Annotated in this window: 21 protein-coding genes; 18 read left to right on the top strand and 3 right to left on the bottom strand. The window is 72.9% G+C overall.

The features are described from left to right. Positions 1-209 precede the first annotated feature (209 nt). Positions 210-1,757 carry a M4 family metallopeptidase gene (locus K2F47_RS29175; RefSeq protein ID WP_242908900.1) on the top strand — a complete coding sequence of 516 codons (1,548 nt, stop codon included), beginning with the start codon at positions 210-212 and terminating at the stop codon, positions 1,755-1,757. Positions 1,758-1,937: 180 nt separating this feature from the next. Here the strand turns inward: K2F47_RS29175 and K2F47_RS29170 are convergent, their stop codons facing one another. Then, entirely contained in the window at positions 1,938-2,438 is a 501-nt protein-coding gene (locus K2F47_RS29170) for an Lrp/AsnC family transcriptional regulator (RefSeq protein WP_242908898.1), read from the bottom strand. 111 nt (positions 2,439-2,549) lie between these two features. On the opposite strand from K2F47_RS29170, the gene pdhA reads away from it, so the two are divergent. From pdhA to K2F47_RS29155, 3 genes are read left to right on the top strand one after another with little or no spacing between them, the layout of a single operon-like run. Continuing rightward, the gene (gene pdhA, locus K2F47_RS29165) at positions 2,550-3,692 is read left to right on the top strand and encodes a pyruvate dehydrogenase (acetyl-transferring) E1 component subunit alpha (RefSeq protein WP_242908897.1); all 1,143 of its coding nucleotides are present in this window, start codon (positions 2,550-2,552) and stop codon (positions 3,690-3,692) included. Next, positions 3,689-4,699: an alpha-ketoacid dehydrogenase subunit beta gene (locus tag K2F47_RS29160; RefSeq protein ID WP_242908895.1), complete on the top strand. Its 1,011-nt coding sequence runs from the start codon at positions 3,689-3,691 to the stop codon at positions 4,697-4,699. Before pdhA ends, K2F47_RS29160 begins: the two co-directional genes overlap by 4 nt. Further along, positions 4,696-5,940, top strand: coding sequence for a dihydrolipoamide acetyltransferase family protein (locus tag K2F47_RS29155; RefSeq protein WP_242908894.1), 1,245 nt, complete (start codon positions 4,696-4,698; stop codon positions 5,938-5,940). The genes K2F47_RS29160 and K2F47_RS29155 overlap by 4 nt, the downstream gene beginning before the upstream one ends. Here K2F47_RS29155 and K2F47_RS29150 read toward each other — a convergent pair. Beyond that, on the bottom strand, positions 5,927-6,562 hold the full coding sequence (locus K2F47_RS29150) for a TetR/AcrR family transcriptional regulator (RefSeq protein WP_372490939.1): 636 nt from the start codon (positions 6,560-6,562) through the stop codon (positions 5,927-5,929). The genes K2F47_RS29155 and K2F47_RS29150 overlap by 14 nt on opposite strands. Before the next feature lie 104 nt (positions 6,563-6,666). Between K2F47_RS29150 and paaZ the strand changes: the two genes are divergently transcribed. The 14 genes from paaZ (at position 6,667) to K2F47_RS29080 (ending at position 21,268) form a co-directional block, all read left to right on the top strand. Then, a complete protein-coding gene (gene paaZ / locus K2F47_RS29145; protein WP_242908893.1) occupies positions 6,667-8,712 on the top strand; it encodes a phenylacetic acid degradation bifunctional protein PaaZ in 2,046 nt (681 codons plus the stop codon). A gap of 2 nt (positions 8,713-8,714) precedes the next feature. Beyond that, on the top strand, positions 8,715-9,647 hold the full coding sequence (gene paaA / locus K2F47_RS29140; RefSeq protein WP_242908891.1) for a 1,2-phenylacetyl-CoA epoxidase subunit PaaA: 933 nt from the start codon (positions 8,715-8,717) through the stop codon (positions 9,645-9,647). Beyond that, a complete protein-coding gene (gene paaB / locus K2F47_RS29135) occupies positions 9,647-9,931 on the top strand; it encodes a 1,2-phenylacetyl-CoA epoxidase subunit PaaB (RefSeq protein WP_242908889.1) in 285 nt (94 codons plus the stop codon). The genes paaA and paaB overlap by 1 nt, the downstream gene beginning before the upstream one ends. A gap of 6 nt (positions 9,932-9,937) precedes the next feature. Continuing rightward, complete coding sequence (paaC, locus tag K2F47_RS29130) at positions 9,938-10,852, top strand: 1,2-phenylacetyl-CoA epoxidase subunit PaaC (protein ID WP_242908888.1); 915 nt, start codon at positions 9,938-9,940, stop codon at positions 10,850-10,852. Then, positions 10,849-11,343 (top strand): 1,2-phenylacetyl-CoA epoxidase subunit PaaD, encoded by a 495-nt coding sequence (paaD, locus tag K2F47_RS29125; RefSeq protein WP_308198478.1) that lies wholly within the window; start codon positions 10,849-10,851, stop codon positions 11,341-11,343. The genes paaC and paaD overlap by 4 nt, the downstream gene beginning before the upstream one ends. Further along, positions 11,344-12,444 (top strand): 1,2-phenylacetyl-CoA epoxidase subunit PaaE, encoded by a 1,101-nt coding sequence (paaE, locus tag K2F47_RS29120; protein WP_242908886.1) that lies wholly within the window; start codon positions 11,344-11,346, stop codon positions 12,442-12,444. A gap of 78 nt (positions 12,445-12,522) precedes the next feature. Beyond that, the gene (locus K2F47_RS29115) at positions 12,523-12,801 is read left to right on the top strand and encodes a GlsB/YeaQ/YmgE family stress response membrane protein (protein WP_242908885.1); all 279 of its coding nucleotides are present in this window, start codon (positions 12,523-12,525) and stop codon (positions 12,799-12,801) included. Then, positions 12,798-13,142, top strand: a complete 345-nt coding sequence (locus K2F47_RS29110) for a VOC family protein (RefSeq protein ID WP_242908884.1) — start codon at positions 12,798-12,800, stop codon at positions 13,140-13,142. The genes K2F47_RS29115 and K2F47_RS29110 overlap by 4 nt, the downstream gene beginning before the upstream one ends. Positions 13,143-13,238: 96 nt before the next feature. Continuing rightward, entirely contained in the window at positions 13,239-13,862 is a 624-nt protein-coding gene (locus tag K2F47_RS29105; RefSeq protein WP_242908883.1) for a TetR/AcrR family transcriptional regulator, read from the top strand. Positions 13,863-13,998: 136 nt separating this feature from the next. Further along, complete coding sequence (locus K2F47_RS29100) at positions 13,999-15,948, top strand: TerD family protein (protein ID WP_242908882.1); 1,950 nt, start codon at positions 13,999-14,001, stop codon at positions 15,946-15,948. A 101-nt stretch (positions 15,949-16,049) separates the two neighbouring features. Next, positions 16,050-16,412, top strand: coding sequence for a DUF485 domain-containing protein (locus K2F47_RS29095; protein WP_242908881.1), 363 nt, complete (start codon positions 16,050-16,052; stop codon positions 16,410-16,412). After that, positions 16,409-18,079 (top strand): monocarboxylic acid transporter, encoded by a 1,671-nt coding sequence (locus tag K2F47_RS29090; protein WP_242908873.1) that lies wholly within the window; start codon positions 16,409-16,411, stop codon positions 18,077-18,079. Before K2F47_RS29095 ends, K2F47_RS29090 begins: the two co-directional genes overlap by 4 nt. 260 nt (positions 18,080-18,339) lie before the next feature. Then, positions 18,340-20,802 carry a S8 family peptidase gene (locus K2F47_RS29085; RefSeq protein WP_242908871.1) on the top strand — a complete coding sequence of 821 codons (2,463 nt, stop codon included), beginning with the start codon at positions 18,340-18,342 and terminating at the stop codon, positions 20,800-20,802. Positions 20,803-20,923: 121 nt separating this feature from the next. After that, a complete protein-coding gene (locus K2F47_RS29080) occupies positions 20,924-21,268 on the top strand; it encodes an SHOCT domain-containing protein (protein WP_242908869.1) in 345 nt (114 codons plus the stop codon). Between the two features lie 21 nt (positions 21,269-21,289). On the opposite strand, the gene K2F47_RS29075 is transcribed toward K2F47_RS29080, so the two are convergent. Then, a complete protein-coding gene (locus K2F47_RS29075) occupies positions 21,290-21,904 on the bottom strand; it encodes a MarR family winged helix-turn-helix transcriptional regulator (RefSeq protein WP_242908867.1) in 615 nt (204 codons plus the stop codon). Positions 21,905-21,913: the final 9 nt, after the last annotated feature.

Here is a 21,913-nt window from a genome sequence, read left to right as displayed (position 1 = left end):
ATTTCTCATTCATTTTCACATCTGTGAAAATTCGTGTCCCGTTGAATGCATTGACACGTTCCGGTGCGGCGGGGTGCACTTCGGGACAGCTCATTCGGATGAGCTGCACGTCCCCAGTCCTCGCCCGGCGGACAAGGACGCGGCGGAGCGCTCCCACGCACCGGCTCCGCGCGTCCTCGGATGGCGGGCCCGTGAAAAGGAGCACCCCTGTGAGACACCAGACCGCGTTCGGGGCGACGGCACTGGCCGTCGGCCTCGCCGTGGCGATGTCCGCCCCCGCCACAGGAGCGACCGCCGGTACCGCGAAGGCGGCCAAGCCGGACCCGCGCTCCCTGGCCGCCGCGTCGGCCGACACCTTCGTCGTGTCCCAGCCCGCGGCGTTCAAGGCCGCGCCCAAGGACAAGATCTTCCGGACGAACGTGACGTCCGGCCTGCGCGGGCTCCAGCACGTGGAATACCAGCGCACCTACGACGGCCTGCCGGTGTACGGCGGCGACTTCGTCGTGACGACCAACGCGTCCGGCGGTGTGCTGAGCACGTCGGTCAACCAGACCGAGGCGCTCAACGTGGGGACGAAGGCGACCGTCACGGCCGCCCAGGCCGCGCGGGTCTCGCGCGCCAAGGTCTCCAAGGTCTCCACGGTCTCCTCGCCCCGCCTCACGGTGCTGGCCGAGGGCTCGGGACGCCTGGTCTACGAGACGGTCGTCAGCGGCCACCAGAAGCGCGCCGAGACCAAGCTGCACGTGATGGTCGACGCCAGGTCCGGCAAGGTCGTCAAGACCTGGGACGAGGTCCGCGACGCCGCCGACGACCAGAGCAACTACCACGGCACGGTCGACCTGAGCACGGCGGCGACGTCGATGACCGACCCGTCGCGCCCCGGCCACCAGTGCGGCGGCCAGGGCGGTTCCGCGTACACGGGCACCGACAGTGCCTGGGGCAACGGCAGCGGCACCAACCTGGAGACCGCGTGCGTGGACGTGCTGTACGCGGTCCAGAAGGAATGGGACATGCTCAAGGCATGGCTCGGCCGCAACGGCACCAATGGCAACGGGCGCGGATTCCCCTCCCGCGTCGGCCTGAGCGATGTCAACGCCTACTGGAACGGCAGCTACACCAACTTCGGCCACAACCAGGCCAACAACAAGCAGGCGACCTCGGTCGACGTCGTGGGCCACGAGAACGGCCACGCGATCTTCACCACCACCCCCGGCGGTGACAGCGGCGGCGGTAACGAGAAGGGTGGACTGAACGAGTCGGCCGGCGACATCTTCGGCGCGCTGACCGAGCACTACATCAACGAGCCCGCCCAGTACGACCCGCCCGACTACCTCGTGGGCGAGGAGGTCGACCTGGTCGGCCAGGGCCCGATCCGCAACATGTACAACCCGGGTGCGAAGAGCGACCCCAACTGCTACTCCTCCTCCATTCCGAGGACGGAAGTGCACAAGGCCGCCGGGCCGCAGAACCACTGGTTCTACCTGCTGGCCGAGGGCTCGAACCCGACCAACGGCAACCCGACGAGCCCGACCTGCAACAACTCCAAGGTCACCGGGATCGGCATCCAGAAGGCCGGCCAGATCTTCATGGGCGGCCTCAACCGCAAGGTGAGCGCCTGGACCCACGCCCGCGCGCGGGTCGCGACCGTCCAGGCCGCGAAGGAACTGTTCGCCGGTTCCTCGACGGAGTGCAACGCGGTCAAGTCGGCCTGGAGCGCCGTGAGCGTTCCCGCGCAGAGCGGCGAGCCGGCCTGCTGATCCCCTTCCGGCGCGATCGCGCCGGAGACTGAACAGCCCTCCGAGAAGGGACGTCCCAGGGCTCTCGCCCGTGACCGCCACCGAAACCCCGCCGGCAGGCGGTCGAGTCTGGCAACGTCCCCGGACACGTCCGGTACGGCCCCGCTCCGTACCGGACGTGTCCATTCCCTTTTTCGCCGGTCAGTGGTGGTGCGGGGTCGGCGTCTCGTCGAAGATCAGCCAGGTCCGGGTGGAGCGGACGCCCTCCACCGCGTGGATGCGGCCGAGCACGACGTCGCGCAGGGAGGCGTTGTCGGGCGTCCGGACGAGCATGACGAGGTCGACGTCGCCGCCCACGAACGCCAGATGCTGGATGTAGGGGACCTCGCGGAGCTGCGCCGACACCTTGCGCCACGAGTTCTGCTCTATGTTGACCAGCACGTACGCGGCGGTGCCGAGGCCCGCGCGGACGGGGTCGACGCGGGCGGTGAACCCGGCGATGACCCCCTCCTCGATCAAGCGTTCGACGCGTGCGTAGACGTTGGAGCGGGAGACGCTGACCCGCTCGGCGAGTGCGCGCATCGACAGCCGGCCGTCGGCGGTCAGCTCGCGGAGGATCGCGCGGTCGACGTCGTCCAGGGCCGCCGCCGATCGTCCCGGTGGGACCGGGGAGGCCGTGCTCCCCGGCGACAGATGGTCCATGAGTGCTCCGCTTGAGGGCCGGTCGTCCTGGATTCCGGCCGACTCTTGAGACCTATGGCCGACCTGTTTCATATTCCTACCACCGATGGAAAAACGAGGAGGTGGGGGCGTATGGCGGGTCCACATCCGAAGGCGCCGCTCCCCTCGGCGGAGGGGCGACCCCCCTCGGCCGAGGAGCTGCTCCCCTCGGCGGAGCCGGTGCGGTTCCTGACCGATTCCGGTGCGGCGGTGCGGCGGCGGCAGCGCTACCGGGCGCCGGACGAGGCGCTGCTGCGCCGGGCGTACCGTCAGATGGTCATCGGACGGCGGTTCGACGCCCAGGCCACGGCGCTCACCAAGCAGGGGCGGCTGGCGGTCTATCCGTCCAGCCACGGGCAGGAGGCGTGCCAGATCGGCGCGGTGCTCGCGCTGAACGAGGACGACTGGCTGTTCCCCACGTACCGGGAGTCGATGGCGCTGGTGGCGCGCGGCATCGACCCCGTCGAGGTGCTCGCGCTGCTGCGCGGCAACGCGCACTGCGGGTACGACCCGGAGCGGCACCACACGGCGCCGCAGTGCACGCCGCTCGCGACGCAGTCCGTCCACGCGGCCGGCCTCGCCTACGCCGAACGCCGCAAGGGGACGGGACGGGTCGCGCTCGCGTGCGTCGGCGACGGCGCGACCAGCGAGGGCGACTTCCACGAGGCGCTCAATTTCGCGGCCGTCTTCAAGGCGCCGGTCGTGTTCCTCGTCCAGAACAACCAGTACGCCATCTCCGTGCCACTGGACCGGCAGACCGCCGCGCCTTCGCTCGCCCACAAGGGCGTCGGTTACGGGGTGCGTTCGGAAAGGGTGGACGGAAACGACCCGGTCGCGGTGCTGGCCGTTCTCGGTGCCGCCGTCGAGCACGCGCGGTCCGGTCACGGACCGTTCCTCGTGGAGGCGTGCACGTACCGGCTTGAGGCCCACACGAACGCCGACGACCCGTCCCGGTACAGGGCCGACGCGGAGGCCGCGGAATGGCGGCGGCGCGACCCGGTCGCGCGGCTGGAGGCCCATCTGCGGCGCCGCGACCTCCTCACCGACGAGGACGTGACCGCGTTCGAGGCGGAGGCGGAGGAGTTCGCGTCCCGGCTGCGCGAGCGGATGAACGCCGACCCCGAACTCGTCCCGCTCGGGATGTTCGACCACGTCTACGGCACGCCGACCCCGCAGCTCGACGAGCAGCGCGCGCTGCTGCGCACCGAGCTCGAAGCAGAGGAAGCGCTGTCATGACGACGATGACGATGGCGCAGGCGCTCAACGCCGCGCTCCGCGACGCCATGGACGGCGACGACCAGGTCGTCGTGTTCGGCGAGGACGTCGGCGCGCTCGGCGGGGTCTTCCGCATCACCGACGGCCTGACCGACAAGTTCGGCGACGACCGCTGTTTCGACACCCCGCTCGCCGAGGCGGGAATCGTCGGGTTCGCCGTCGGAATGGCGATGGGCGGGTTCCGGCCCGTCGTGGAGATGCAGTTCGACGCGTTCGCCTATCCGGCGTTCGAGCAGATCGCGTCCCATGTCGCGAAGACGCGCAACCGCACGCGCGGGCAGGTCGGGCTGCCGCTGGTCATCCGCATTCCCTACGCGGGCGGAATCGGCGGCGTCGAGCACCACTGCGATTCCAGCGAGGGCTACTACGCGCACACCCCGGGGCTGAAGGTCGTCACCCCCGCGACCGTCGCGGACGCGTACTCGCTGCTCCGGGAGGCCATCGACGACCCCGATCCCGTCATCTTCCTGGAGCCGAAGAAGCTGTACTGGTCGAAGGCGGACGTCGCGCTGCCCGCCCGCGCGGAGCCGTTCGGCCGCGCCGCGATCCGGCGGCCGGGAGCCGACGCGACGCTCGTCGCCTACGGGCCGAGCGTGCCGGTGGCGCTGGAGGCCGCCGAGGCCGCCGCGGGCGAGGGCTGGGACCTGGAGGTCGTCGACCTGCGGACGATCGTCCCGTTCGACGACGCCACGGTCGTCGCGTCCGTCCGGAAGACGGGACGCTGCGTCGTCGTCAGCGAGGCCGCCGGGTTCGCGGGGGTCGGCGCGGAGGTCGCGGCCCGCGTGCAGGAGCGCTGCTTCCACAGCCTCCAGGCGCCGGTGCTGCGCGTGACCGGGTTCGACATCCCCTACCCGCCGCCGATGCTGGAGCGCCACCACCTGCCGAACGTCGACCGCGTCCTCGACGCGCTCGACCGGCTCCAGCGCGACGACGAGCCCGACCCGCGCTACCTGGACGGTGCCGCGTGACGGCCGCGACGATCTTCCGGCTGCCCGACCTCGGCGAGGGGCTGACCGAGGCCGAGATCCTGGAGTGGAAGGTCGCGGTCGGCGACCCGGTGACCGTCGACCAGAGCGTCGTCGAGGTCGAGACCGCCAAGGCCGCCGTGGACGTCCCGATCCCGATCGCGGGCGTCGTGGCCCGCCTCTACGCCGACGCCGGGTCGGTGGTCGGCGTGGGCGCGCCGCTGATCGAGGTCGCCCTCCAGAACAACGCGGACGAGCGGTACCGGGAGGAGGAGCGGGCGGGTTCCGGCAACGTCCTCGTCGGCTACGGGACGAGCGACGGCGCCTCCCGCCGGTCGCGCCGCCGCGCCGTCCGTCCGGCGGCCGTGCCCGCGCCGAAGGCGGTCGACGAGGCGCCCCGGGTGATCTCGCCGGTGGTGCGGCGGCTCGCGAAGGAGCACGGCATCGACGTCGCCGCGCTGGACGCGAGCGGGCCCGGGGGCGTGGTGCTGCGGCGCGACGTCGAGGCCGCGATCAGCGCCGCCGCCCCCGCCGCCCCCGAAAGCGAAGAAGGCGTCCTGCGCATCCCGCTCAAGGGCACGCGGCGCGCGATCGCCGAGAAGCTCGCGCGCAGCCGCAGCGAGATCCCCGACGCGAGCACATGGGTGGACGTCGACGCGACCCCGCTCGTGGACCTGAAGGCGAACATCAACCGCGCCGATCCGGACGCGCGGATCGGCATGCTGGCGTTGCTCGCCCGGATCTGCCTGGCGGGGCTGCGGCGGTACCCCCAGCTCAACGCCCATGTGGACGCCGAACGCGAAGAGATCGTCCAGACGTCCCGGATCCATCTCGGGTTCGCCGCGCAGACCGAGCGGGGCCTCGTGGTGCCGGTGGTCCGCGACGCGCAGTCGCTCACGCTCGCCGAACTCGCGGCGGCGCTCCGGCAACGTACGGAGGACGCCCGCGAAGGCCGTCTCGCACCCGCCGACCTCACCGGCGGGACGTTCACGCTCAACAACTACGGCGTCTTCGGGGTCGACGGCTCGAACCCGATCCTCAACCACCCGGAGGCCGCCATGCTCGGCGTCGGCCGGATCACCGACCGGCCGTGGGCGTTCGAGGGCGAGGTGGCGCTGCGGAAGGTCGCGCAGCTCTCGTTCACGTTCGACCACCGGGTCTGCGACGGCGGGGTCGCGGGCGGCTTCCTCAGGTTCGTCGCCGACTGCGTGGAGCGTCCCGAACTGCTCCTCACCCACCTGTAGGACGGGGGTGGCGCAGCCCGTCGAACGCGACCTTGCAGATCGCGTCGGCGAGCTGCGCACCGCCCACGCGGCCGCGCGGCCGGTACCACTCGGCGAGCGAGTTGACCAGGCCGAACAGCAGCCGGGCGGTGATCGCGGGATCGATGTCGGGGCGGATGTCGCCCTCGGCCTCGGCCTGCGCGACCAGCCCGGAGACCAGGTGGTCGAACTCGCGGCGGCGGGCCAGCGCGCGCTTCTCGACGGCGGTGTTGCCGCGCACCCGGAGCAGCAGCGTGACGAACGGGAGCCGCTCGACCAGCACGGCGACGCTGGCGCGGACGAGGTGCTCCAGCCGGTCGATCGCGCGGCCGGGCGCGGCGGCGGCCTCGTCGGCGGCGGCGAACAGCCCGTCGAGGGCGCGGTCGACGGCGAGTTGGAGCAGCTCGTGCTTGCCGGTGACGTGGTGGTAGATCGCGGACTTGCCGATCCCGAGCCGCCGGGCGAGGTCGTCCATGCTGGTGCCGTCGTAGCCGCGCTCGTTGAACACCTCCACCGCGACCGCGAGCAGCGTCTCCCGGTCGTACCCGGGCCGCCCGCGCCTGCGGGGGGCCGCGCGGGGGTCCACATCGCTCACGGCGGTCATTATCGCAGCAGGCCGGCGGCCCGGCGCGGCCTTCTCAGCGGCGCCGCCCCGAGGTACGATACTTACTGAACAGACGGTCAGTAAATCAGCGAGGAGGCCCGTCGATGGCTCCGCTCCCCAGCTACGTGTCCGGCGCCTGGCACATACCGCCCGACGAGGGGGCGCCGCTCACCGACGCGGTGACGGGCGAGGAGATCGGGCGGATCTCCACCACCGGCATCGACATGGGCGCCGCGCTCACGCACGGGCGGCTGACCGGGGGCCCGGCGCTCGGCGAGCTGACCTTCCACCAGCGCGCCGTCCTGCTGAAGACGCTGGCCCTGCACCTGCGCGAGCACCGCGACGAGCTGTACGCGCTGTCCGCGCGGACGGGCGCGACGCTCGCCGACTCGCGGATCGACGTGGACGGCGGCATCGGCGTCCTGCTGTCGTACGCGAGCAAGGGCAAGCGGGAGCTGCCGAACGACACCGTCCTGGTCGACGGGGACGTGGAGCCGCTCAGCAAGGGCGGCACGTTCTCCGGGCGGCACATCTGCACGCCGCTCCAGGGCGTCGCCGTGCAGATCAACGCGTTCAACTTCCCGATGTGGGGGCCGCTGGAGAAGCTCGCGCCCGCGTTCCTCGCCGGGATGCCGAGCCTGATCAAACCAGCGAGCCAGACCGCCTACCTCACCGCGCGGCTGGTGGAGCTGATCGTCGACTCCGGCATCCTGCCCGAGGGGACGGTGCAGTTCGTCTGCGGCGACGCCGGTGACCTGCTCGACCACCTCACCGAGCAGGACCTCGTCGCGTTCACCGGGTCGGCCTCGACCGCGCTGCGGCTGCGGACGCATCCGGTGGTGGCGGGGCGGTCGGTCCGGTTCAACGCCGAGGCGGACTCGCTGAACTGCGCGATCCTCGGCCCGGACGCGCGTCCCGGCACGCCGGAGTTCGACCTGTTCGTCAAGCAGCTCGTGACCGAGATGACGGTGAAGGCGGGCCAGAAGTGCACGGCGATCCGCCGCGCGATCGTCCCGGCCGACCTGATCGACGCCGTCGCGCAGGCGGCGGGCGACCGGCTCGCGCGCGTGACGGTCGGCAACCCGTCCAACCCGGACGTGCGGATGGGCGCGCTCGCCACGCTCGAACAGCGCGAGGAGGTCCGCCGGGGCCTGAAGGCGCTGACCGACGCGGGCCGGATCGTGTTCGGCGACCCAGGGCGGGTGGAGGTGGTCGACGCCGACGCCGAGCGCGGCGCGTTCCTGTCGCCGATCCTGCTGCGCGCCGACGACCCCGGACGCGCCGAGCCGCACGAGGTCGAGGCGTTCGGGCCGGTCGCGACGCTGCTGCCGTACTCCACCACGCGGGAGGCGGTCGCGCTCGCGGCCCGGGGGCGCGGCAGCCTGGTCGGCTCGGTCGTCACCGCCGACCCGGGCTTCGCGCGGCAGGTCGTGATCGGCGCGGCGCCCTGGCACGGACGGCTGCTCGTGCTGAACGAGGAGGACGCGAAGGAGTCCACAGGGCACGGTTCGCCGCTGCCGATGCTCGTGCACGGCGGTCCGGGACGCGCGGGCGGCGGCGAGGAGATGGGCGGCGTGCGCGGCGTCCTGCACCACATGCAGCGCACCGCCGTGCAGGGCTCGCCGTCGATGCTCACCGCGATCACCGGGCGCTGGACGCAGGGCTCGCCGCGCGCGGAGGGCGACGTCCACCCGTTCCGCAAGCACCTGGAGGACCTGCGGATCGGCGACACGGTCGTCGCGGGCCCCCGTCCGGTCACGCTGGAGGACATCGAGCACTTCGCGGACTTCACCGGCGACACCTTCTACGCCCACATGGACGAGGAGGCCGCGCGGGCGAACCCGTTCTTCGGCGGCCGGGTCGCGCACGGCTACCTGGTGGTGTCGTTCGCGGCGGGGCTGTTCGTCTCGCCCGAGCCCGGGCCCGTCCTCGCGAACTACGGGCTGGAGAACCTGCGGTTCCTCGCGCCGACGTTCCCGGGCGACGAGCTGACCGTGGCGCTCACCGCCAAGCAGATCACCCCGCGCGAGAACGCCGACTACGGCGAGGTCAGATGGGACACCGAGGTCACCCGGCAGGACGGCGAGGTCGTCGCGAAGTACGACGTGCTGACGCTGGTGGCCAAGCGCCCGGCTGCGGAAGGGGTCTAGAGATGGACGCGGAGCAGGGCTTCGAGCGGACGATCGAGCGCGACCAGCGGATCGAGCCGCGCGACTGGATGCCCGACCGGTACCGGACGACGATGGTCCGGCAGATCGCGCAGCACGCCCACTCGGAGATCATCGGAATGCAGCCCGAGGGGCAGTGGATCACCCGCGCGCCGTCGCTGCGGCGCAAGGCGATCCTGCTCGCCAAGGTGCAGGACGAGGCGGGCCACGGCCTCTACCTGTACTCGGCCGCCGAGACGCTCGGCGCCGACCGCACCGACCTCACCGAGAAACTGATCGAGGGGCGGCAGAAGTACTCCTCGATCTTCAATTACCCGACGCTCTCGTTCGCCGACGTCGGGGTGATCGGCTGGCTCGTGGACGGCGCCGCGATCTGCAACCAGGTGCCGCTCTGCCGCAGTTCCTACGGCCCCTACGCGCGGGCGATGGTCCGGATCTGCAAGGAGGAGTCCTTTCACCAGCGGCAGGGCTACGAACTGCTGATGACGCTGATGCGCGGCACGGACGCCCAGCGCGAGATGGTGCAGGACGCCGTGAACCGCTGGTGGTGGCCGTCGCTGATGATGTTCGGCCCGCCCGACGCCGACTCGACGCACACCGCGCAGTCGATGGCCTGGAAGATCAAGCGGCACACCAACGACGAGCTGCGGCAGCGGTTCGTGGACATGACCGTCCCGCAGGCCGAGGCGCTCGGCGTCACGCTGCCCGACCCCGACCTGCGCTGGAACGAGGAGCGCGGGCACCACGACTTCGGCGAGATCGACTGGTCGGAGCTGAAGCGGGTGATCAGCGGCGACGGCCCCTGCAACGCCGAGCGGATCGAGACGCGCCGGGCCGCGCACGAGGAGGGCGCCTGGGTGCGCGAGGCGGCCTCCGCGCACGCCGCGAAACAGTCACGAACGGAAGGGGTCGCCTGATGGACAAGGACTGGCCGCTTTACGAGGTCTTCGTCCGAGGGAAGCGGGGCCTGAACCACGTGCACGTCGGTTCGCTCCGCGCGCCCGACGACGAAATGGCGCTGCGGAACGCGCGCGACCTTTATACGCGGCGCAACGAGGGCGTGAGCATCTGGGTCGTGCGGGCGCGGGACATCACCGCGTCCAGCCCGGACGAGAAGGACCCGTTCTTCGCCCCGAGCGGCGACAAGGTCTACCGGCATCCGACGTTCTACGACATTCCCGAGAACGTCCCGCACATGTGAGGTCCGATGTCCTTCGACAACGCACTCGGCGCGATCACCGAGGACAACGACGAGGCCCGCTGGGCGTTCGGCACCGGTTTCCACGACCCGCTGGCGGGGGTCGACGCGTCCGTCCCGGAGGGCGTCGACCGGGAGGCGCTGACCGCGTACTGCCTGATGCTCGGCGACGACGCGCTGATCGCCTCGCACCGGCTCCAGGAGTGGTGCACGCGCGCGCCCGAGCTGGAGGAGGAGGTCGCGCTCGCCAACATCGCGCTCGACCTGCTCGGCCAGGCGCGTCTCCTGCTGTCGCGCGCCGCCGCGTCCAGCGGGTCCGGTGACGAGGACGAACTCGCCTACTTCCGGGACGCGCCGCGCTTCCGCAACGTGCGGTTCGTGGAGGCGCCGAACGGGGACTTCGCGCACTGCACTGTCCGGTCGCTGCTGTTCTCGACGTGGCGGCTCGCGCTGCTGGACCGGCTCACCGCCTCCCGCGATCCCGTCCTGGCGGCGATCGCGGCGAAGGGCGTCAAGGAGGTCGCCTACCATCGCGACCACGCCGCGCTGTGGACGATCCGCCTCGGCGACGGCACCGAGTACTCCCACGCCCGGGCGCAGGAGGCGCTCGACGTCCTGTGGCCGCAGGCGGGCGAGCTGTTCGCGACCCACGAGGTCGAGCGGGCGATGGCGGCGGCCGGGGTCGGCGTCGATCCGTCCGACGTGCGGGAGGAGTTCGACGCCGTCCTCGCGCAGGTGCTGTCGGAGGCGACGCTGAGCCTCCCCGAATTGGAGCCGGTCTCTCGTGGGGGGACGACCCCCCACACCCCCCGGAACGGCCCTTCCACCCTCACCGGCCGCGACGGCTCCCACACCGCCGCTCTGGACGACCTCCTCGGCGAACTCCAGGGCGTCGCCCGCGCACACCCCGGGGCGACGTGGTGAGCCCCGGCACGGCGCGGGCGGTGGCGGAGACCGTCACCGATCCGGAGCTGCCGATGCTTACGCTCGCCGAGCTGGGCGTCCTGCGGGACGTGCGGGAGGAGGCCGGGCACGTGGAGGTCCTCATCACCCCCACCTACACCGGCTGCCCCGCGCTGGACGCGATGCGCGACGACCTGCGGGCGCGGCTGGCCGAGGCGGGGCACCGCGACGTGGCGGTGCGGACCGTCCTGGACCCGCCGTGGACGACCGACTGGATCAGCGCGTCCGGGCGCGCCAAGCTCGCCGAGGCCGGGATCTCACCGCCCGGGCCCGCGCCCCGCCGCGCGTCCGGCCCGATCCCGCTGACGCTGGGCCCGACCCGCCGTATCGCCTGCCCCCGCTGCGGCTCCGCCGACACCGCGCAGGTGTCGCGGTTCGGCTCGACCGCCTGCAAGTCCCTGCACCGCTGCGCCGCGTGCGGGGAGCCGTTCGAGCACGTCAAGGAGATCTGAGTGACGGTGCTGGAGACCAGGGGCGCGGCGCGGCGGCGCGGCGGCTTCCACCCGCTGCGCGTCGCGCATGTCGAGCGGCTCTGCGACGACGCGGTCGCGGTCGCCTTCGAGGTCCCGGGCGACCTGGCCGACGAGTACGCGTTCACCCCCGGCCAGTTCCTCACGCTGCGGCGCCTCGTCGAGGGGCGGGAGGAGCGGCGGTCGTACTCGATCTGCGCCCCGGCGGGCGCGCCGCCGCGCATCGGCGTGCGGGAGATCCCCGACGGGCTGTTCTCCTCGTGGCTGGTGCACGAGGTGCGGGCGGGCGACGAGATCGAGGTGCTGGCGCCGTCCGGGACGTTCACGCTCGACGCCCCCGGCATGCGCGGCGCGCACCACGTGCTGGTCGCGGCCGGGTCGGGAATCACGCCGGTGCTGTCGATCGCCGCGTCCGTGCTGGCGGACCCGTCCGGCCGCGTCACCGTCCTGTACGGGAACCGGCGCAGCGGGACGGTCATGTTCGCCGACGAGCTCGCCGACCTGAAGGACGCCCACCCCGACCGGTTCGAGCTGGTGCACGTCCTGTCGCAGGAACCGCGTGAGGCGGAGCTGTTCAGCGGACGCCTGGACGCGGCGCGGCTGCGCGAGCTGCTGCCGAGGCTCGTGCCCGTCACCGACGTCGGGCACTGGTGGCTGTGCGGCCCGTTCGAGATGGTCGCCGGCGCCCGGGCCCTGCTCGGCGAGCTGGGGGTGCCGCGCGAGCGCGTCCACCAGGAGTTGTTCCACGTGGACGACGACGGGCCGCCGCCCGCGCCGGTCCGGGAGCGGGGCGCGCCGTCCGGGCCGTCCAGCGAGGTCACGGTCGTGCTGGACGGCCGCTCGACCACCATGACCCAGCCGCGGGACGCGACCGTGCTCGACGCGGCCCAGCGCGTCCGGCCCGACCTGCCGTTCGCGTGCAAGGGCGGCGTCTGCGGGACGTGCCGCGCCCGGGTCGTCGAGGGGGAGGTCGACCTCCGCCGCAACTTCGCGCTCGATCCGGCCGAGATCGCCGCCGGATACGTCCTGACCTGCCAGTCCACACCGACGACCGAGCGGCTCACGATCGACTACGACGGCTGACCCGGCGGCCCGCCAATGTGACAAACGGCCCTGAACGGGCACAAGGGGCCCTACCTACACCTCGGAAGGGGCGGGCTCGTGACCATCACAGGCATCATCACCGCGATCGTCATCGGCGCGATCATCGGCGCGCTCGGCCGGCTGCTGCTGCCGGGCCGGCAGCCGATCGGCGTGCTGCTCACCGTCGTCATCGGCATCATCGCCGCGCTGATCGGCACCGCGATCGCGCAGAAGGTCGGGGTGAAGACCACCGACGGCATCGACTGGATCGAACTGGTCCTCCAGGTCGGCCTCGCGATCATCGGCGTGGCCGTCGTGGCGGCGATGCGGAACCGGAGGCACGGGGAGCGACCATGAGCGAGGGCATCAAGACGATCATCTTCCCCGTCACCGACATCGCGCGGGCCACGCCCGTCTACACGGCGCTGCTGGGCGCGGAGCCCATCTACGAGGAGTCCTTCTACGTCGGCTACCGGGTCGCCGGGCAGGACATCGGGCTCGACCCGAACGGCCACCGGAAGGGGATGACGGGCCCGGTGCCCTACGTCGAGGTCGAGGACATCGAGGCGACGGTGGCGGCGCTGCTGGCGGCGGGCGCGGAGGCGCAGGACGAGGTCAAGGACGTCGGCGGCGGCAAGCTGATCGCCACCGTCCGGGACGCCGACGGCAGCGTGATCGGCCTCGCGCAGACGCCCTGAGCCCGGCGGGGCGGCCTCCGTGGCCCATACTGGGCATGAACCGGGGTTCAGTGAATTGATATTCACCGAGCTCGATCGTCCTGCCCAGGGAGCCGTGTGCCCGCATCCGAGCCGTGGCGGGGGAGCCGCAAGGCGAAGGCCGCGCGGACCGAGACCGCGCTGAAGGACGCGGCGCGCCGCGTGTTCGCCCGGACCGGCTACCTCAACGCCAAGATCACCGACATCACCGCCGAGGCCGGCCGCTCCGCCGGGTCGTTCTACAAGCACTTCACCGGCAAGGACGACATCCTCCGGGCGCTGCTGGCCGACTGGCCGGCCCGCGCGGGCCAGGAACCGGCCGCCGACGAGGCGGGCGGCGACCTCTCCGGCAGGCCGGCCCTGCGCGCCCGCGTCGCCGCGTACTGGCGCACCTACAAGGCGCACCTCCCGGAGATCCAGGCCCTCGGCCAGGCCGCGCTCGTCGACCCCGGTTTCGCCGCACGCCTCGCCGAGATCCGCCGGGCGGGCCTGGAGACGATGCGCGCCCACCTCCAGCGCCTGGAGGACGAGGGCCACGTCCTCTCCGGCGACCCGGCCGTCCTCGCCTCGGCGTTCAACGCGCTGCTCGAAGGCTTCTGCGCCACCTGGTCGGGCGGCGACCCGTCCGGCCGCACCCTGACCGACGCCGAGGCCGTCGACACCCTGACCGACCTGCTCCACCACGGCCTGACGCGCGGATGAATGGCCGGAGTCTGCCAGATGTGCCGCTGATGGCCACCAGATGGTGGGACCGATGCAATCCTCGGGGTGGCCGCTCCCGACCGTGACCACTCGGTCACGGTGGCCTGATGGTGCTCGTGGTCGTGGGGAGTGGCGAATGCAGCAGATGCGCAAGGGGTCCAATGTCGAGCTGTCGAGCCTGACGGAGGCGGAGGGGCCGGTCACGGCGGCGCTGCGCTGGTCCGATCCGTCCGGTGCGGGGGAGGCGGACGTGGCGGCGCTGCTGCTCGACGCGTCCGGCAAGGTGCGCGGCGACGCCGACTTCGTGTTCTACAACCAGCCCGAGCATCCCGACGGCACCGTCCAGCTCCTCGGGAAGTCGCCGACCGGCGGCGGCAGCGAGGACCGGATCCTGCTGGACCTCGCGGCCATGCCGCCCGGCGTCGAGCGGGTCGCGCTCACGGCGAGCCGGTACGCGGGCGCGACGTTCGGCGACCTCGACGACCTCGGCCTGACGCTCTACGACAGCTCCGGCGCGGCGCTGCTCGGGTTCGACATCGGCGACGCCGCGTCCGAGACCGCGTTCGTGTTCGGCGAGCTGTACCGGCGGGGCGGCGGCTGGAAGTTCCGCGCGGTGGGGCAGGGCTACGCGTCCGGCCTGGCCGGGCTCGCGGGCGACTTCGGCATCAGCGTGGACGACGAGGAGGAGGCCCCGGCGAAGCCCGAGGCCGAGCCCGCGGTGGAACCCGAGGCCGAGGCGGTGGCCGCGCCGGAGGAGGCGAAGGCCCCCGCACAGAGGCCCGCGCGGGTGCGGACGGCGAAGAAGCGGGTCACGCTGCCGAAGGCGCTGAAGGTCGACCTCGCCGACCATCCCACCTGGCAGGGCGCGCGGCTGTTCCCGGTGAGCGGCCTGCGCAACGACCACGAGCGGGAGGCGCGCGCCACCTCGACGCTGCTGGCGGTGATGGCGCAGGTCCCCGAGTTCGGACGGCGGCTCACGGCCCGGTTCAACGCGCCCGCCGGGACCGTCCAGACGTTCGTCGAGCCCTCGTTCAAGCACGGCGAGGGCAAGGTGCGGCCGGACGGCGTGATCCGGGTGGCGCGGGCCGGGCGGATCTGGACGGCGCTCGTCGAGACCAAGACCGGCGGCAGCCCCCTGAAGGCCGACCAGGTCGAGGCGTACCTGGACGTCGCCGCGCGCAACGGGTACGAGACCGTGATCACGCTGTCCAACGACCTGGCGCTGGACGGCGAGCACCCGCTGACCGTCGACAAGCGCAAGCTGCGCAAGGTGGCGCTGCGGCACCTTTCGTGGGCGGAGGTCGCGCACGAGGCGCACATGCTCAGCCACCACCACGGCCTCGCCGGGCAGTCGCACGCGTGGCTCCTCGGCGAGCTGCTGCACTACCTGCGCCACGACAACGCGGGCTGCCAGGGGTTCCAGGACATGGGGCAGGCGTGGGTGCCGCTGCGCAACGCGATCACGGCGGGGACGCTGCGTCCGGGTGACCGGTACGCGCCGCGCGTGGCCGAGAGCTGGGAGCGCCTCGTCCGGCAGCTGTGCCTGCGGCTGAGCGGGGAGACCGGGCTCGGCGTCGCGCCGGTCACGCGGCGCAGGCGCGGCGGGGGCGGGGCGGAGGAGCGCAGGGCCGCCGTCGCCGCCTCGCTGATCGAGACCGGGCGGATGGCCGCGGAGGTGCGGATGCCGAACGCGGCCGGTCCGATGCGGATCGAGGCCGACCTGCGGACGGGGCAGATCGAGACGTCCGTCGAGGTCCCGGCGGCCGAGCGGGCGCGGTCGCTGACGCGGGTCCAGTGGCTGCTGCGGCGGCTCGCGGACGCGCCGCCCGAGTTGCGCGTGGAGGCGCTGGCGGACGGGTCCGCCGAGGGCCCGTGCGACCTGCTGAAGAACCTGCGGAGCGAGCCGGGGCTGCTCGTCCGGGGCGGGGTGGAGATCTCCTCGTTCCGGCTGACGCTGCCGACCGGCATGGGCACGAAGCGCGGGACGGACGAGGCGGGCTTCGTCCGGAGCGTCGACCTCGCCGTCGACCGGTTCCACCGCGACGTGCTCCGGGCCCTTGAGGATTCGGTGGCGGGCAAGGATTGATCTGCTTCTCGCCAAGTGGGCCATCGGCCCTCCCGGGCCCTGATCTCATGGGGGATCGCAACGGCCACACAGGGTCATGATCGGGTCAGGGGGAGGGCCGTATGGTCTGGGGGGCGCGACCGGTGCGGCGGCGGGGGCCCGGACGGGGCGGCACGGCCGGTCCCGGGCACTACGCGCACGACGCGCGGTTCCTGCTGCTCAGGAGGAGGTACGCGCGGCTGACGACGGGTGTCGCGGTCGGGTTCCTCGGGTGGTATTTCGGCTATGTGGCGCTGTCGGGGTTCGCGCGGGGGCTCATGGCGCGGAAGGTCGTCGGGAACGTCAACGTCGCGCTGCTGCTCGGGCTGCTCCAGTTCGTCTCGACGTTCGTGCTGGCGGCGGTCTACGTCGGCTACGCGCGGTGCCGCATCGACCCGCTGGCCGCACGGCTGCGCGCCGATGCCCAGGCGAAAGAGCCGCGGTGACGGACGGGCCCGGGCCGCTCACGTTCGGGATCTTCCTCGGGTTCGTCGTGGTCACGCTCGCGATCACCGTCTGGGCGCGGGCCACGACCAAGGGCACCGACGACTTCTACGCGGGCGGGCGCATGTTCTCCGGGGCGCGCAACGGCGTCGCGCTGGCGGGGGACTACATGTCCGCCGCGTCGTTCCTCGGCATCGCCGGGATCATCGCGTTGTCGGGCTACGACGGGTTCCTGTACTCGGTCGGGTTCCTGGTCGCGTGGGTGCTCACGCTGCTGCTCGTCGAGCCGATCCGCAACGCGGGCCGGTTCACGATGGGGGACGTCCTCGCGCGGCGCGCGTCCGACCAGGCGCCGGTGCGGACGGCGGCGGCCGTCTCCACCGTGACAGTGTCGGTGTTCTACCTGCTCGCGCAGATGGTCGGGGCGGGCGCGCTCGTGTCGCTGCTGCTCGGCATCCGGACCGGGCACCGGTTCCTCGGCATGTCCGCGGCCGCCGCGCGGACGAGCACGATCGTCGCGGTGGGCGTGCTGATGATCTGCTACGTGATGTTCGGCGGGATGAAGGCGACGACCTGGGTGCAGATCATCAAGGCCGTGCTGCTGACGGCGGGCGCGGCGGCGCTGACCGGGCTGGTGCTCGGCCGCTTCGGCTTCGACGTCAGTGCGATGCTCGGATCGGCGGCGGACGCCAGCGGCCAGGGCGCCGGGTTCCTCCAGCCGGGCCAGCGGTACGGGCAGGACGTCCCCGGCGACACCTACCGGACCGTCGTCAGCAAGCTCGACTTCGTCAGCCTCGCGCTGGCGCTCGTCCTCGGCACCGCCGGGCTCCCGCACATCGTCAACCGGTTCTTCGCGGTGCCGGACGCGCGCGCCGCGCGGACGTCGGTGTCGTGGGCGATCGGGCTCGTCGGCGTCTTCTACCTGATGACGCTCGCGCTCGGGTTCGGCGCGGCGGCCCTGGTCGGGCGGCGCGCGATCCTCGCGCAGGACCCGTCGGGCAACACCGCCGCGCCGCAGCTGGCGCGGGCGCTCGGGGAGCACGCCGCCGGACGGGTCGGCGGCGACGTCCTGCTCGCGTTCATCGGCGCGGTGGCGTTCGCGACGATCCTCGCCGTCGTGTCGGGGCTCGTGCTGGCGTCCGCGACCTCGCTCGCGCACGACTACTTCGGGCAGGTGCTGATGCTCGGCCGCCCGCGCGAGTCGCAGGAGGTGGCGGTGGCCCGGTTCGCCGCGTTCCTGGTCGGGTCGCTCGCGGTCGTCCTCGCCGTCGTCGCGCGGAACCTGAACGTCGCGTTCCTGGTGGCGCTGGCGTTCGCGATGGCGGCGGCCGCGAACCTCCCGGCGATCGTGCTGTCGCTGTTCTGGCGCCGGTTCACCCCGGGCGGGGCCGTGGCGGGAATCTACGGCGGGCTCGTCGCGTCGCTGGTGCTCGTCGTGCTGTCGCCGGTGGTCTCCGGCAAGGTCGATCCGGTGACGGGGGAGAGCCAGTCGCTGTTTCCCGCAGGGATCGACTTCCATCTTTTTCCCTTGGAGAATCCCGGTCTCGTATCGATTCCCATCGGCTTTCTGTGCGCGGTCGTAGGGACGTTCGTCACACGCGGCAAGGCCGACCCCGCACGCTATGACGACCTCGCCGTGCGCGCTCTGACCGGCGTGGGCTCGCACTGAGCCCGTACTGAGCCCGCACTGCCGGGGAGGTCGCCAGATGGACATGCACGGACGGGTGATAAAGATGTTGACGGGGAGTAAGGTCCGCGCTGGCCCGGACCGTCCCCAATGCGACGAGTGCCCTGGGCCCAGCGGATTCGCGTGGCAGAATGTTGCCTCGCGGCCCGCGGGCGTACCCACGGCCGACTGCCGGGGAGGAGGTGCGCGGAGTGTCCCATGCCGGTCGACGCCGTGTCCGGCGTGCTCGTCCGGTACCCAGGGTGTGGATCGCTCCGTCGCTCGGCGCGCGGACGACCGCCGCCCTCACCGCACTGACCCTCACCGCCGCCGTCGCGGTACCGGCGGCGCTCACCGGCGGGAACCGCGAACGGCCTGTTCGTGGCGCGGCGTCCGGCGTCCAGTACGCGGCGCGGACCGACCAGATCCGCGCCCGCGAATGGCACCTCGGCGTCATGCGCGCCGCGCGAGCTTGGAAGTGGACGCGCGGCTCCGGCGTCACCGTCGCGGTCCTGGACACCGGGGTCGACCGCCGCCACCCCGACCTCACCGGACGCGTCCTGGACGGCCCCGACCTCACCGGCGGCGCGCGCAAGCCCGGCGGCAGCTACTGGGGCGTGCACGGGACGTCGATGGCCAGCATCATCGCCGGCCACGGCCACGGGTCCGGGCTGTCGGAGGGCGTGCTCGGCATCGCTCCGCAGAGCCGCGTGCTGTCGGTGCGCGTCACGCTGGAGAACGACGACCCGCTGCGCCGCGGCGGGCAGACCGTCGGCGACCCCAACGCGATCGCGCAGGGCATCCGGTACGCCGTCGACCACGGCGCCGACATCATCAACATGTCGCTCGGCGGCGGCCACCTGAACTACAACGGCACGCCGTCGCAGGAGGCCGCGATCGAGTACGCGCTCGGCAAGGGCGTCGTACTGATCGCCTCGGCCGGGAACGACGGCTCGGGCGCCAACAGCAAGAACTTCCCCGCCGCCTACCCGGGCGTGATCGCGGTCGGCGCGCTCGACCGGCGGCTGCGCCTGTGGAAGGACAGCAACCGCCGCTCGCACGCCTCCGTCTGCGCGCCCGGCGTCGACATCGTCAGCGCCGACTCCAGCGGCGGCTACGTCGTCGGGACGGGCACCAGCGCGTCCTCGGCGATGGTCGCGGGCGTCGCCGCGCTGGTGCGCGCCCGGTACCCGAGGCTGACCCCCGACCAGGTGCGCCAGGCGCTCGTCCAGGGCTCCCCGCCGCGCCGAGGCCACCCGACCGGCTCGGCGACGTGCGCGGGACCGGTCGACGCCGTCCGGACGCTGCTCGCCGCGTCCCGGCTCAACAAGGGCGTGCGGAGTCCGGTCGCGTCGGCGAAGCCGTCCGCCCCGGCGGCGGGACCGGCCGCCGCGTCCGATGACGACACCAACGACCTGCTGGTTCCGGGCGCCCTCGGCGGGGGCGGCCTGCTGCTCGTGCTCGCGCTCCTGATCGCCTGGCGGCTGCGCCGGCGTCGGCGCCGTGCCGATGAGGGTGAGCCGCTCGACGTCGTCCCCGAGTACGGGTTGCCGTCGCCCACCCCGTACGCCCCGATCGGGATGGAGTGGACGGCCGCCCCGGCCGACCTGGGCGAACCGGTCGGGCAACCGTTGAGCGCACCGGTGGACGTGCCGCCGTGGGGCGGCGACGAACCGTACTCCGCGCCGTCCTATCCGCCCATGCCGCCCATGCCGGACGAGGCGGACCACATACCTCTCGACCCACCGGCACCGGCGTCGGAACTGCACCCGTTCGTCCCGGAGGAGTACCCCGGGAGCGGACGCGCCGGTCAACGCGGCCTCAACGGCGCCAACGGCGTCAACGGACACGGCCTCAACGGTCACGGATTGAACGGCCACGGTCTCAACGGGCACGGGGTACCGCCGAACGGCAGGCACCACGGCCCCCCATCGGACGCGCAGGACCTCAACGACACCGACCCGCTGAACGACGACGACTGGGAGCGGTTCCGTCGCGGCGCCCTGGACGACCCCGGCCGCCCGGATTTCAGCGGCCCGCCGCCCATGGTTCCACCCCCCGCGACACCGCCTCCGGCGGCGGCACCGGAGGAACCCCCTCACGACCCGCACGACCCCCTCGATCCGCGCAACCCCCTCGACCCCCGCGACCTACTGGAACCCCGCGACCTGGGCGACCTGGGCACCCCCCGAGACCGCGGCACCCCCCGCGATTTCGGCACCCCGCGCGACGTCGGCGGCCCGCATGATCTCGGCGCCCCGCAGGCCCCCGGTGGCTCGGGCGAGTTCGGTGACCTCGGTGGCCTTGGCGCCCCGCGTGACCTTGGCACCCCGCGCGATCCGGGCACCCCGCGTGAGGTTGGCACCCCGCGCGACCTTGGCACCCCGCGCGATCCGGGCACCCCGCGTGAGGTTGGTGGCTCGGGCGAGTTCGGTAGCCCCGGTGAGCTTGGCGCCCCGCGTGACCTCGGCACTCCCCGAGACCCTGGCACCCCGCGCGATCTCGGTGGCCCCCGCGACGTTGAGGGCCCGCGCGATCTCGGTGGCCCGGGCGATCTCGGTTCGTGGGAGTCACGTGAGGCGCAGGAGGCGCGGGGGCCTCGTGATCCGCGTGGTCCTCGGGACGGTGGGGCGCGTGACTCGCGGGAGACGCTAGGGCCGCGGGACTCGTTTCCGCCTGCGGCGCCTCCGGCCGATGACGAGGACTACCGGCCGCCCTGGTGGTGATCCCGGTGGGCGTTCCGCTACTCCGGTGGGCGTAGCGCGGGAGTCTCCGGCTGGACGATGACGGCCCCCGAACCCGTCGCCGAGCATCGACTCATCCGCACACAGGAAGGGTCGAGGAACCATGATGACGACACTGGCGGCACAGGTCGTGGCGAGCCCGCCCGAATGGCACGACGGCGGCGACCCGCCCGCGTTCTGGCCGATCTTCCCCATCACGTTCGGGCTGTTCTGGCTGGCCGTGCTGGGCACGGCGTTCTACCTGATCCGCCGCCGGATCGCGGCGGGCGGTGGGCGGCCTGGGACGGGGCCGGGCGGATGGCGCGGCCCGTTCGGGCCGCCGGACGCGGCGCACGAGGCCGACCCGATGCGCAACGCGCAGTTGATCCTCGCCGAGCGTTTCGCGCGCGGGGAGGTCGACGAGGACGAGTTCCTGATGCGCATGTCCGCGCTGCGCAACGGCGGCTGAGCGGGCCGGGCCGTGCGACGGCTACTCGGCCCCGGCCTCCTCGAAGATCCGGTCGACGCCGTCCGGGTACATCGGTGCCCGGACGGCGGCCGCGTCGGCGAACCGGGTGAGCAGCCGCGCGAACTCGGCGCGCTCGCCCGCCGACCAGCCGGTCATCAGCTCGTCGAGGTAGGCGCGGCGGAACCGCTCGGAGACCTGCTTGACGCGCCGTCCGGCCGGGGTGAGGCCGAGGTTGGCGCGGCGCGCGTCCACGGGCGAGGGGCGCCGCGAGACGAGGCCCGCGTCGATCGCGTGGCCCACCAGGCGGCTCGCGGTCGACGGGTCGACCTCCAGCCGTTCGGCGACCGCGCCGACGGTCACCTCGGAGGCGCGGTCCTCCGCGTCGTCCGGCTGCTCCCGCTCGTCCGCCTCGGCGGTCAGCGCCGCGATGGCGTTGACGACCATGAGGTTGGAGATCTGGAGCGGGCGGCCGCCCGGCCCGCCGGACGTCTGGGCGCGGATGCGCTTCATGAGGTCGGGCTTGGCCCAGACGCGGCGGAGGTGGAACAGCGCGACCCCGATCTCCGCGAGGACGGGGTCGGTGTCGGGGGGGAGGTGTTCGGGGGGCCGCTCGGTGGCGGAGGTCTCCGTCGCCATGCCTTGGTC

It is taken from the genome of Actinomadura terrae (assembly GCF_022751215.1).
In the GTDB taxonomy this organism is placed as follows: Bacteria; Actinomycetota; Actinomycetes; order Streptosporangiales; family Streptosporangiaceae; genus Spirillospora; species Spirillospora terrae.
Note: the sequence above shows the minus strand (reverse complement) of the source record. Positions and strands in the feature narration are given on the sequence as shown.

Excerpts from the sequence above, each read along its gene's own strand:
- K2F47_RS29170 (WP_242908898.1), bottom strand. The coding sequence starts at position 2,438 with ATGGACCATCTGTCGCCGGGGAGCACGGCCTCCCCGGTCCCACCGGGA.
- pdhA (WP_242908897.1), top strand. The coding sequence starts at position 2,550 with ATGGCGGGTCCACATCCGAAGGCGCCGCTCCCCTCGGCGGAGGGGCGA.
- K2F47_RS29160 (WP_242908895.1), top strand. The coding sequence starts at position 3,689 with ATGACGACGATGACGATGGCGCAGGCGCTCAACGCCGCGCTCCGCGAC.
- K2F47_RS29150 (WP_372490939.1), bottom strand. The coding sequence starts at position 6,562 with ATGACCGCCGTGAGCGATGTGGACCCCCGCGCGGCCCCCCGCAGGCGC.
- paaZ (WP_242908893.1), top strand. The coding sequence starts at position 6,667 with ATGGCTCCGCTCCCCAGCTACGTGTCCGGCGCCTGGCACATACCGCCC.
- paaA (WP_242908891.1), top strand. The coding sequence starts at position 8,715 with ATGGACGCGGAGCAGGGCTTCGAGCGGACGATCGAGCGCGACCAGCGG.
- paaB (WP_242908889.1), top strand. The coding sequence starts at position 9,647 with ATGGACAAGGACTGGCCGCTTTACGAGGTCTTCGTCCGAGGGAAGCGG.
- paaC (WP_242908888.1), top strand. The coding sequence starts at position 9,938 with ATGTCCTTCGACAACGCACTCGGCGCGATCACCGAGGACAACGACGAG.
- K2F47_RS29110 (WP_242908884.1), top strand. The coding sequence starts at position 12,798 with ATGAGCGAGGGCATCAAGACGATCATCTTCCCCGTCACCGACATCGCG.
- K2F47_RS29100 (WP_242908882.1), top strand. The coding sequence starts at position 13,999 with ATGCAGCAGATGCGCAAGGGGTCCAATGTCGAGCTGTCGAGCCTGACG.
- K2F47_RS29095 (WP_242908881.1), top strand. The coding sequence starts at position 16,050 with ATGGTCTGGGGGGCGCGACCGGTGCGGCGGCGGGGGCCCGGACGGGGC.
- K2F47_RS29080 (WP_242908869.1), top strand. The coding sequence starts at position 20,924 with ATGATGACGACACTGGCGGCACAGGTCGTGGCGAGCCCGCCCGAATGG.
- K2F47_RS29075 (WP_242908867.1), bottom strand. The coding sequence starts at position 21,904 with ATGGCGACGGAGACCTCCGCCACCGAGCGGCCCCCCGAACACCTCCCC.